Genomic DNA, 11,858 nt, shown 5'->3' with positions numbered 1-11,858 from the left:
CCATGGCCCAACGGCGCTCGACCGGCATCCATGCCGGTCGCCCCACCCCACGACACCTGCGCTCAGCCTCCCGACGCGCGTTTGGCGGTGTCTGCCAGATCGCCGCACGGAAAAGCAAATCCGCATGGCGGATTTTTAAGGCGATATTTTTTGCCTGACTCACCTCCAGCCTTGGGCGGGTGAAGGTGCGCAGGACTCAAGGGTGACGACAATTGCGACGTGTGGCCGCTGCTGGATATGCTTGCGATTCCAATACTCTGCAACAGAGTATCTACAGTCTGTATCGCCAGGCATTAGCGCTGCTTTCAGACCGCGTCTCTAGGCAACATTAACCCCAATGGCAAGCGCACTCGCGCTTCCAGACCGCCACCCGAGCGATTGCGCAGCTCCACGTTGCCGCCATGCATGGCCGCGATTCGCTTGACGATGGCCAGGCCCAGGCCGGTTCCCTTGCCGCTGCGGGCACGATCGCCACGGATGAAGGGATTGAAGATCACCTCCAGCTCCGATGGATCAATACCCGCCCCGCGGTCCAGAACGCTCAGCACGACGTAAGGCGCGTTGGCGTCGCCCGACACGTAGGCCGCCACCTCAATGCCATTCCCCGCGTGGTGCATGGCATTGCCGATCAGGTTGTTCAGCAGTCGCTTCATCGACACCCGACGTAGCGGGAACGGCGGGATTGTTTCCAGGCACAAGCGAATCTGTTCTTCAGAGTGCTCTGGATTGTTGTAGGGCGCGACCACTTCACGCACCAGATCACTGAGGTCGACCTCTTCGATTTCCTCGTCACGGCCATCGCGGATGAACGCCAGGAACTGATCGAGAATGGCGTCCATGTCTTCGATGTCACGCACCATGCCTTCGGTGAGCTCGTTTTCGTCTTTCATCAATTCCAGCGAAAGCCGCAGGCGGGTCAGCGGTGTGCGCAGATCATGGGAAACACCGGCCAGCATCAGTTCACGCTCCTGCCCGGCCTGTTCGACGTCTTCAGCCATCTGGTTGAAGGCCCGGTAAACCTCGGTCATCTCGCTGGGCGTGTCGCTTACCGGCAAGCGCACGCTACGGCCCTGGCCCAGTTGGCGGGCGGCGAAGACAAGGCGTTTGAGCGGCTGATTGAGTTGCCGGACGAAAATCCAGGCGGACGCCGTGGACAGCAAGCCGATGGCCAGGAACCAGCCGAGGACGCTCCAGATTTTCTGACCGCGCAACGGATGCGGATACAGCGGCACCTTCAGCCAGCCGTCACCCAGGCTCGGCGCACGCACCCACAAGGCGGGCGGTGCGTGAACGCGCAAACGGACTTCAGTGTCCTCGCCCAGCTCAGCCTGCATCTGGCGTTGATAGATCTCGCTGTACGGCCAATGCTGCTCGCCTTCAGGTACGCCACCGCCCACCACACGAATCAGCCCCGCCGCATCGGCAATGGCTTCGCGGTCGTTCTCGTTCGCCGCCCAATAGGCGCGCAGGGTCAATGCGACGCCATGGCTGTATTGCCTGTCGACCAGCACGTCCTCATTCATCAGCAGGTAAACCAGGGTCAACGCCTTGGAAAACAGCACGACAATGAGCACCAGCCACAGGGTGCGGGAGAAAAAGCTTTGCGGAAACCAGAGCGGGGTTTTCATAACTGCAGCTATACACTTTGCAGGGGCGAGCCAGGCTCGCAGGGTTTGCGAATCGCGAGTGATGTCAAACGCAGGAACGCGAAAACCAAAACGTCGATAACCCCTTCAAAGGTTATCGACGTGACTGGCAATGGCCTCGAATGCTGACGCAAGCCGATTATCGATTACCGGCACCATCAGGAACGAATACATAACCAACACCCCAGACAGTCTGGATATAGCGTGGCTTGGACGGGTCCGGCTCGATCAGGCGACGCAGACGGGAAATCTGCACGTCAATGGATCGTTCCAGCGCATCCCACTCCCGACCACGGGCCAGATTCATCAGCTTGTCGCGGGTCAACGGCTCACGGGCATGCATCACCAACGCCTTGAGCACGGCAAACTCACCCGTGGTGAGCATGTGAACTTCTTCGCCACGCTTGAGTTCTCGGGTTGCCAGGGAGAGCTCGTAGTCGCCGAAGCTTACCGACTCATCCTCGCTGCCAGGCGCGCCAGGCACCGGCGCGGCCTGACGTCGCAGGACAGCCTTGACCCGGGCCATCAGCTCATCAGGGTTGAACGGCTTGGCGAGGTAATCGTCCGCACCCAGTTCCAGACCCTTGATGCGGCTCAGCTCGTCACCCTTGGCGGTGAGCATGACGATCGGCACCTGATTATTGGCTGCGCGCAGACGGCGGCAGGCAGACAGGCCATCCTCACCGGGCAGCATCAAATCCAGAACCACAAGGTTGAACACCTCGCGCGCCAACAGGCGATCCATTTGCTCGACGTTGGCAACCGCCCGGGCACGATAACCCTTGCTGGTGAAAAAACGCTCCAACAGGCTGCTCAACCCGGGATCGTCATCAACGATCAGGATTTTTTCGCCTTCAGCAGTTTGTGCAGTGCTGCTCATAGATGCTCCTTTGATCTCAGCGCGCATTATGGCGTAGCTGCTGTGATGCGCACCGTGTGCATTGTTAGCAGATTTTACCGGGGCCGCCACTGAGAGCTTCTTTCACGGCACAAATAGAACGGTTTGATCGGCTGATCCCCTAATCGGGCAGCGCTGGGTATAATGCGCCGCCCTCGAACTCAGGCAACGCCTGAACGTGGCAGTTCGCTAAAGTCTTTATGAAAAGTCGGCGCGCACAGGTCAGGCAAGGCAAAAACAGGCGCACGCGCTCGGTTTACCCAGGGTAAGCGAGTACCCGGAACCTGTTTTCAACGCAGCATCACCGAGCATAGCCACTTTTCTGCTCACACACTCCAGGTGGTCTTATGGACAGCATCAACAGCCGCATCGCCGATGAACTCGGTGTCCGCCCGCAACAGGTCGCAGCGGCCGTAGCTCTACTGGATGAAGGCTCTACCGTGCCCTTCATATCCCGCTACCGCAAGGAAGTGACCGGCAGCCTCGATGACACGCAACTGCGTCATCTTGAAGAGCGCCTGCGCTACCTGCGTGAACTCGACGAGCGGCGCATCAGCATCCTTGCCAGCATCGAAGAGCAAGGCAAGCTGACTCCCGAGCTGGCCCGGGACATCAAACTCGCTGACACCAAGACCCGCCTCGAAGATTTGTACCTGCCTTACAAGCAAAAACGCCGCACCAAGGGCCAGATCGCTCTTGAAGCAGGCCTGGGCGAACTCGCGGACGGCCTGTTCAACGACCCGAGCCTGACCCCGGAAACCGAAGCCGCGCGCTTCGTGGACGCCGAAAAAGGTGTCGCGGACGTCAAAGCCGCGCTGGAAGGCGCCAAGTACATCCTCATGGAACGCTTCGCCGAAGACGCGACCCTGCTGGACAAACTGCGCAGCTTCCTCAAGCAGGAAGCGGTAATCAGCGCCCGGGTCGTGGCCGGCAAGGAAGAAGAAGGCGCCAAGTTCCGCGACTACTTCGAACACGACGAGCCGCTCAAAAGCATGCCGTCGCACCGCGCACTGGCGATTTTCCGGGGCCGCAACGAAGGTTTCCTCAGCTCGGCCCTGAAGGTCGGCGAAGAGTTGCCCGGCACGTTGCACCCTTGCGAAATGATGATCAGCGAGCGTTTCGGTCTGCAAAACCAGAATCGCCCGGCCGACAAATGGCTGGGCGAAGTGGTGCGCTGGACCTGGAAGGTCAAGCTCTACAGCCATCTGGAAACCGACCTGTTCGGCGAGCTGCGCGAAGCAGCGGAAACCGAAGCCATCAATGTGTTCGCCCACAACCTGCACGACCTTCTGCTGGCCGCTCCGGCGGGCCCACGCGCCACCCTGGGGCTGGACCCGGGTCTGCGCACCGGCTGCAAGGTCGCGGTGGTCGACGCCACCGGCAAGCTGCTGGACTACGCCACGGTTTACCCGCACGTGCCGAAAAACCAGTGGGATCAGACCATCGCCGTGCTGGCTGCGCTGTGCGCCAAGCATTCGGTGGACCTGATTGCCATCGGCAACGGCACTGCCAGCCGCGAAACCGACAAGCTCGCCGCTGAGCTGATCAAAAAATACCCAGGCCTGAAGATGACCAAGGTCATGGTGTCCGAGGCGGGCGCTTCGGTGTACTCAGCCTCCGAACTGGCCGCCAAGGAATTCCCGGAGCTGGACGTGTCGATCCGTGGAGCGGTGTCCATCGCCCGTCGCCTGCAAGACCCGTTGGCCGAACTGGTGAAAATCGATCCGAAGTCCATCGGCGTCGGTCAATACCAGCACGACGTCTCGCAGCTCAAGCTGGCCCGTGGCCTGGACGCCGTGGTGGAAGATTGCGTGAACGCGGTTGGCGTCGATGTGAACACCGCTTCGGTTGCCCTGCTGGCGCGGATTTCCGGCCTCAACACCACACTGGCGCAGAACATCGTGGCGCATCGTGACGAAAACGGCGCATTCAAATCACGTGCGGCGTTGAAGAAAGTCCCGCGTTTGGGCGAAAAAACCTTCGAACAGGCGGCCGGTTTCCTGCGCGTGATGAACGGCGACAACCCGCTGGACTCTTCGGCGGTTCACCCGGAAGCCTATCCGCTGGTCAAGCGTATCGCCTCGGAAACCGACCGTGATATCCGCTCGCTGATCGGCGACGCGAGCTTCCTCAAGCGCCTGGACCCGAAGAAGTACACCGACGAAACGTTCGGTCTGCCAACGGTGACCGACATCCTGCAGGAACTGGAAAAGCCGGGGCGCGACCCACGTCCGGAGTTCAAGACTGCCGAGTTCCAGGAAGGCGTGGAAGACCTGAAAGATCTGCAACTGGGCATGATTCTGGAGGGCGTTGTCACCAACGTCACCAACTTCGGGGCGTTCGTGGATATCGGCGTGCATCAGGACGGTCTGGTGCATATTTCCGCGCTGTCGGAAAAATTCATCAAGGACCCGCGTGAGGCGGTAAAAGCGGGCGACGTGGTCCGGGTCAAAGTCATGGAAGTGGACATCCCGCGCAAACGCGTTGGCCTGTCGATGCGCATGAGCGACACGCCGGGCGAGAAAATCGACGGCGCTCGCGGCGCTCGCCCAGGCTCGGCCCCGCGCCAGCAGCAGAGCAATGCGCCACGCAAGGAAACCCAGACCGCCGCCCCGGCCAACAACGCCATGGCGTCGCTGTTCGCCAATGCCAAGCAAATCAAGAAGCGCTGATGGAAATCCCTGAAGGCCTTACCGAGAGCGCGTATTTTCGCGCACTCGGCTGTCAGTTGCGGCGTCTGGATGTGGGCGTGGCCGAGGTGGCGCTGCCGCTGGAGCCACACCTGCGCAACCGGGGCAACGTGATGCACGGCGGCGCGATTTTCAGCCTGGTGGATATCGCCATGGGGCTGGCGTGCTCCAGCTCCCACGGCTTCGATCAGCGCAGCGCGACCATCGAATGCAAGATCAACTACGTGCGTGCGGTCGCCGACGGCGAAGTGCTGTGCATCGCCAGGGTGCTCCACGCCGGCCGTCGCACGCTGGTGGTCGAGGCCGAAGTGGTCCAGGGCGACAAGCTGGTCGCAAAGGCACAAGGCACGTTCGCCGTGCTCTAGCTCTCGCGACTGGATATGAGTTAATTTCGGCGTTGCGAATCCAGCGCCGGAATTTTCCGTGTTCGCTGTGGCCAGAATGAGCAACGGGTAATGGCGTTTTCGAACCAGTGGCTGCAATCGTTTGATATAAGCCCAAAACCAGGCGACAACGCCAGTTCCTACCTCACCCTTGTACACCGTTGGGTCCACCCCCATATTGGGGCGACTGACGCGTGAAGGAATCCAACTTGAGCGAACTTCTCAACCGCCGCCTGGCTATGCTTAGCGAGCGCACTAACCTCTCCCTGCTGGAGCAGTGCCTGCACGGTATTGAGCGCGAATGCCTGCGCGTGACCGGCGACGCACGCCTGGCCCAGACGCCGCACCCCAAGGCATTGGGCGCCGCGCTGACCAACAGCCTGATTACCACGGACTATTCCGAATCCTTGCTGGAGTTCATCACACCGGCACTGGCTGATCCGGCGGCTACGCTGGAAAGCCTCGACAAGATCCATCGATTCGCCTACAGCAAGCTGGGCAACGAGTTCCTGTGGAGCCCGTCGATGCCCTGCCCGCTGCCCGCAGAAGAAGACATTCCGATTGCCTATTACGGCACCTCGAATATCGGCAAGCTCAAGTACGTGTATCGCAAGGGCCTGGCCCTGCGTTACGGCAAGACGATGCAGTGCATCGCCGGGATTCACTACAATTTCTCGCTGCCGGAGAGCGTCTGGCCGCTGCTCAAGCAAACCGAGCCATTCGAAGGCAGTGATCGTGACTATCAGTCCCACGCCTACATCGCGCTGATCCGTAACTTCCGCCGTTACAGCTGGTTGCTGATGTACCTGTTCGGGGCCTCGCCGGCGCTGGACGCAGGCTTCCTGCGCGGGCGGGCACATCAGTTGGATCAGTTCGACGCTGACACGCTGTATCTGCCTTACGCGACCAGCTTGCGCATGAGCGACCTGGGCTATCAAAGCAACGCGCAGGCGGGCCTTACGCCCTGCTATAACGACTTGCTCAGCTACACCGACAGCCTGCGCAAAGCGGTGGCTACGCCCTACGCGCCGTATGTCGAAATCGGCACCCACAAGGACGGTGAGTGGATTCAGCTCAACACCAACGTGTTGCAGATTGAAAACGAGTACTACTCCAACATCCGTCCCAAGCGCGTGACGTATTCGGGCGAGCGTCCGATTCAGGCGCTGGTTGCCCGTGGTGTGCAATACGTTGAAGTGCGTTGCCTGGACATCAACCCGTTTCTGCCCACCGGCATCGACTTGCAGCAATCGCGCTTCATCGATGCGTTCGTGCTGTATTGCGCCCTGCAGGAAAGCCCGCAACTGGCGCAGAACGAGTGCAGCAACGCTGCATCCAACTTCCTGACCGTGGTCAAGGAAGGTCGCCGTCCGGGTCTGGCGCTCAATCGTAACGATGGCACTATCGACTTGAAGGTGTGGGCCACGGAGTTGCTTGAGAAAATCAGGCCGATTGCCGAACTGCTCGATCAGGCGCAAGGCACCGACGAGCACGTCAAGTCCCTCGCGGCCCAGCAATCGAAGGTCAACGACTCGTCCCTGACGCCTTCAGCCAAGGTCCTGGCGAGCATGAACGAGCACAAGGAAGGCTTCACTGCGTTCTCCATGCGCCAGAGCGAGCTTCATGCAGCGTATTTCCGCAGCAACCCGCTGAGCGTTGAGGAACAAGCGAACTTCGAAACCCTGGCCAAGGCTTCGATTGCCGAACAGGCGGAGCTGGAACAGAGCGAAGAGGTCGTGGATTTCGATACGTTCGTGGGGGCTTATCAGGCGAGCATCTTGCGGATCAGTAACTGACGAGCGCCAAAGCTGTTGGCGCGAGGCTTGCCCGCGAAGAAGTCGGTACATCCAGCGCACCTTCTGCGCCTGAACCATCGACTTCGCGGGTAAGCCTCACACCTACAGGATCAGCTACTTACAACGCCTTCTCGAAGATCTTCGAATTACGCTGATAGTTGTAAAGCGACGCCCTGGCGCTTGGCAGACGGTCAACGCTGCTGGGCTCGAAGCCACGCTCACGGAACCAGTGAGCGGTGCGGGTCGTCAGGACGAACAGCGTTTTCAAGCCCAGCTCCCGAGCGCGCATTTCAATGCGTTCGAGCAGCTCGTCACCACGGCCGCCATGGCGGTATTCCGGGTTCACGGCCAGACACGCCAGCTCGCCCGCGTCCGAATCCGCGATGCGATACAGCGCCGCACAGGCGATGATCAACCCTTCGCGCTCAACCACGCTGAATTGCTCGATCTCGCGCTCCAGCACCTCCCGGGAGCGACGCACCAGAATGCCTTGCTCTTCCAGCGGGGTGATCAAGTCCATCAAGCCGCCGACGTCTTCGATGGCCGCTTCACGCACCAGCTCGAATTGCTCCTGGGCCACCAGGGTGCCGCCGCCGTCACGGGTGAACAGCTCCGTGAGCAGCGCGCCGTCTTCAACATAGCTGACGATGTGACTGCGCCCCACGCCGCCGCGACAGGCTTCGGCAGCCGCTTCCAGCAGCTCGGCCTGATAGTTGGTGCCCAGGCGCAGCATATGCGCCGGAACCTGCTGCGGCCGCAGCTCACGCACCAGTCGGCCCTGTTCATCCAGTAAGCCAGGCTCTTCACCGAACAGCAGCAGCTTGTCCGCCCCCAGATCGATAGCGGCGCGGGTGGCGACGTCTTCGCAGGCGATGTTGAAAATCTCGCCGGTTGGCGAGTAACCGATGGGCGACAGCAACACGATATGACGCTCGTCCAGCAGGCGACTGATGCCCTTGCGGTCGATGCGGCGCACTTCGCCCGTGTGCTGGTAATCGACACCTTCAAGCACGCCGATAGGCCGCGCTGTGACCAGATTGCCGCTGGTCACCCGCAGGCGCGAACCCTGCATGGGCGAGGCGGCCATGTCCATGGACAGTCGCGCTTCGATGTCCAGGCGCAAATGGCCAACGGCATCGATCACGCAGTCCAGGGTTTGGGCATCGGTGACCCGCAGGTTGCGGTGAAACTGCGGCGTCAAGCCACGCGACGCCAGACGGCTTTCAATCTGCGGCCTGGAGCCGTGGACCAACACCAAGCGCACGCCCAGGCTGTGCAACAGCACCAGGTCGTGGACGATATTGCCGAAATTAGGGTGCTCGACCCCGTCACCGGGCAACATCACGACGAAGGTGCGATCCCGGTGGGCATTGATATAGGGAGAAGCATGGCGAAGCCAGTTGACGTACTCGTGCATAACTTTGAGAGCCTGCAAAAAAATTGGACGAAAGACAGAAACACTCACAACCGTGAAATGGTTATCGTCGGAACAGGCCTGGCAGCACGCGCACTCTCCTTTTCTGGATGGTCAACAAGGCCCGATTCATTGCGGGCTCAAGCAATAATGTTCAATCAACTGGCTCAATAGACGCACAGTAGGCTGCAAGCGTGACATTTCGAGGTATTCGCCGGGTTGATGGGCGCAGGCAATGTCGCCAGGGCCCAGCACCAGCGTCTCGCAACCCAGGCGCTGAAAATAAGCCGCTTCGGTGCCAAATGCTACAGCCTCGGCGCGATGCCCTGTCAGACGCTCGGCCACCCTGACCAGCTCCGAGTCAGCATCCTGCTCAAAGGGCGGCGCTTCGGGAAAAAGCGGGGCGTAGTCTATTTTCACCTGATGCAACTCGGCCAGCGGTTCCAGCTTTTGCCTGATCGCGGCGCGCAACACGCTGGGGTCCATGCCGGGCAGTGGTCGCAGGTCAAACTCCAGGGAGCATTGGCCGCAAATCCGGTTGGGGTTGTCGCCGCCATGGATGCAGCCGAAATTCAGCGTCGGCGTCGGCACACTGAATTGCGGATTGCGGTATTCCTGCTGCCATTGATGGCGCAGGCCTTTAAGCTCGCTGATCGCGTCGTGCATGGCTTCCAGCGCGCTGTTCCCCAGGCTTGGGTCAGACGAATGACCGCTGCGCCCGAGAATGTCGATGCGCTCCATCATTACGCCCTTGTGCAGGCGAATCGGCTTGAGCCCGGTAGGCTCACCGATGACGGCGGCGCGCCCCAATGGCCGCCCCGCCTCAGCCAACGCCCGGGCACCGGCCATGGAGCTTTCTTCGTCGCAGGTGGCGAGGATCAGCAACGGTTGCTTGAACGGTTTGTCCAGCAGCGGTTGCACGGCTTCGATGACCAACGCAAAAAAACCTTTCATGTCGCAGCTGCCCAGTCCGACCCAGCGGCCGTCCACTTCCGTCAGCTTCAGCGGATCGGTCTGCCACAGTGCGCCGTCGAAGGGCACGGTATCGCTGTGTCCGGCCAGCACCAGCCCGCCGGGTCCGCTGCCAAAACTGGCCAACAGATTGAATTTGCCCGGCGAGACCTGCTGGATATCACAGGCAAAACCCAGATCGCCCAGCCAGGTGGCCAACAGGTCGATGACAGCGCGGTTGGACTGGTCCAGGGAAGGCTGGGTGCAGCTCACTGAGGGCGCAGCGATCAGGGCGGCAAACTGGTCTTTCATGGACGGCAGGGGCATGGGGTGATTCCTCAAAGCGGGTCAACACGCGAACCATCATAGGGGTATTGGGTGTTGGTAATAAACCGTAACAGACAGTGTGCTGTACACTGCATGACCTCAGCAGCTACGCGACAACAGGCTGCGCCCCGTATTTAGTATCAGCGTCTGGATTCCCGGCCATGCAAAAAGAAACAGAAATCAAACTCCGCGTCAGCCGCGAAACCCTCGCTGCACTGCGCGAACACCCGTTGCTGAAGAAGCGCAACAAAAGCGGCTGGGAGCGTCTTGAGCTGTCCAACCAGTACTTCGACACCCCGGAGCGCGACCTGGCCAACGCCAAGGTTGCCCTGCGCTTGCGTCGCGATGGCGAGCAGATCATCCAGACCCTCAAGACCCGCGGGCAAAGCATCGCGGGCCTGTCCGAGCGCAACGAGTACAACTGGGACCTGCCCAAAGCCAAGCTGGACCTGAAAAAGCTGGATGGCGAATGCTGGCCTGAGCAACTGGCCGAGCTGGACAAAAAAACCATCAAACCGCTATTCACCACTGACTTCATCCGCGAGAAGGCGGAAATTGCCTGGGGCCGTGGCAAGGCCAAGGTGGTGATCGAGGCCGCGCTGGACCTGGGCCACGTTGTCGCCGGCAAGCAGAAAGAAGAAATCTGCGAACTGGAGCTGGAATTGCGCGAAGGCGATCCGGCGGCGTTGCTGGAGCTGGCGGCTGAGCTGGCGACGACGCTGCCGTTGATGCCGTGCGACATCAGCAAGGCTGAGCGCGGCTATCGTTTGTTCGACGCCAACAGTTACTCCCTGAGCTTGCCCGCGCCGCAGCTGCACGCCGAAATGCCACTGGACGACGCTTACTCAGCCTTGGCCTGGCATCTGTTGGGCAGCAGTCAGCGTCTGGCCGAGCAATACCGTTTCAATGGCCATTGGCGTTTGTTGCAGGACTGGGTCGCGTTGCTGGCTGAATTGCGCTCGCTGACCGGCAGTCTGGGTCAGGCCGCGCCGCGCGCCTCTTCAGCCGAACTGCGCACGGCGCTGGACGCATTGCTGGAAGACTGGCGCCCACTGGTACAGGCCGGTCAGGAAGATGGCGACGTGCGCAACGCGGCCCATGAGCAATTTCTGGAAGAAATGCAGGACACTCGCTGGGGCTTGTTCTCGCTGAACACGTCCCGCTGGTTGCTGACCCGCAGTTGGACCGCCGAGCGCAACAACCGTGGCAATCGTCAGGGCGCGGCACAACTGGCCAGCTGGCTGCCGCGTCTGTTGGCGGACGAAGCGACTGCGTTGCAGTTGGGCCGCTATCAGCAACAGCCGGAAGACCTCGCCGAGCAACTGCCGCGTATCGAGCGTATTCAAGCCTGGCTGCATCACGCCCGGAGCGCGCTGGATTTGCCGGAACTGGATCGTCTGTACGGCGAGTTGAACAAACTGGTTCACGTGGCCGAACAGCCCATCAGCGACGAAGTGCTGGACGCCCGCGTGCAACAAACCATCGTCGTATTCCAGAGCCGCGCCTGGAAAACCTTGTTGCGGTTGTAAGTCGATCGGAGCGGCCCTATCACTGCGCCTTTGATCCTTCTGTAGGAGCGAGCTTGCTCGCGATTCGATATTTCGACCCACTGACAGGTTGACTGACCGGACGCCATCGCGAGCAAGCTGTTGTGGCTCAATATTTATGGACCATGATGTAGGAGTATCAACCTAAGGAAGCATCATGGGATTTCGGGTCGTTACTGCCGAAGAAAAAGCCGAAGCTATTCGTC

Annotated in this window: 8 protein-coding genes; 4 read left to right on the top strand and 4 right to left on the bottom strand. The window is 60.6% G+C overall.

Annotation, left to right across the window (positions count from 1 at the left end; translation table 11 throughout):
• Positions 1-305: 305 nt before the first annotated feature.
• Both ACP7B0_RS23295 and ompR read right to left on the bottom strand, forming a co-directional pair.
• Positions 306-1,628, bottom strand: a complete 1,323-nt coding sequence (locus ACP7B0_RS23295) for an ATP-binding protein (RefSeq protein ID WP_426144109.1) — start codon at positions 1,626-1,628, stop codon at positions 306-308.
• A gap of 157 nt (positions 1,629-1,785) precedes the next feature.
• Entirely contained in the window at positions 1,786-2,526 is a 741-nt protein-coding gene (ompR, locus tag ACP7B0_RS23290; RefSeq protein ID WP_426144107.1) for a two-component system response regulator OmpR, read from the bottom strand.
• 365 nt (positions 2,527-2,891) lie between these two features.
• Here ompR and ACP7B0_RS23285 point away from each other — a divergent pair, with 365 nt between their 5' ends.
• From ACP7B0_RS23285 to gshA, 3 genes are all read left to right on the top strand, one after another.
• Complete coding sequence (locus ACP7B0_RS23285; protein ID WP_426144106.1) at positions 2,892-5,216, top strand: Tex family protein; 2,325 nt, start codon at positions 2,892-2,894, stop codon at positions 5,214-5,216.
• Positions 5,216-5,599, top strand: a complete 384-nt coding sequence (locus ACP7B0_RS23280) for a PaaI family thioesterase (RefSeq protein WP_426144104.1) — start codon at positions 5,216-5,218, stop codon at positions 5,597-5,599. Before ACP7B0_RS23285 ends, ACP7B0_RS23280 begins: the two co-directional genes overlap by 1 nt.
• Positions 5,600-5,826: 227 nt before the next feature.
• Positions 5,827-7,413, top strand: coding sequence for a glutamate--cysteine ligase (gene gshA / locus ACP7B0_RS23275; protein ID WP_426144103.1), 1,587 nt, complete (start codon positions 5,827-5,829; stop codon positions 7,411-7,413).
• 118 nt (positions 7,414-7,531) lie between these two features.
• Here the strand turns inward: gshA and argA are convergent, their stop codons facing one another.
• Both argA and argE read right to left on the bottom strand, forming a co-directional pair.
• Positions 7,532-8,830 carry an amino-acid N-acetyltransferase gene (gene argA / locus ACP7B0_RS23270; RefSeq protein WP_426144102.1) on the bottom strand — a complete coding sequence of 433 codons (1,299 nt, stop codon included), beginning with the start codon at positions 8,828-8,830 and terminating at the stop codon, positions 7,532-7,534.
• Between the two features lie 126 nt (positions 8,831-8,956).
• A complete protein-coding gene (gene argE, locus ACP7B0_RS23265) occupies positions 8,957-10,105 on the bottom strand; it encodes an acetylornithine deacetylase (protein WP_426144101.1) in 1,149 nt (382 codons plus the stop codon).
• Between the two features lie 161 nt (positions 10,106-10,266).
• Between argE and ACP7B0_RS23260 the strand changes: the two genes are divergently transcribed.
• Positions 10,267-11,634 carry an inorganic triphosphatase gene (locus tag ACP7B0_RS23260; RefSeq protein WP_426144099.1) on the top strand — a complete coding sequence of 456 codons (1,368 nt, stop codon included), beginning with the start codon at positions 10,267-10,269 and terminating at the stop codon, positions 11,632-11,634.
• Positions 11,635-11,858 lie beyond the last annotated feature (224 nt).

The sequence above is a fragment of the Pseudomonas sp. DWP3-1-2 genome, from assembly GCF_049896285.1.
Classification (GTDB): Bacteria; Pseudomonadota; Gammaproteobacteria; order Pseudomonadales; family Pseudomonadaceae; genus Aquipseudomonas.
The sequence above is the reverse complement of the archived record's forward strand: the minus strand, read 5'-3'. Positions and strand labels throughout refer to the sequence as shown.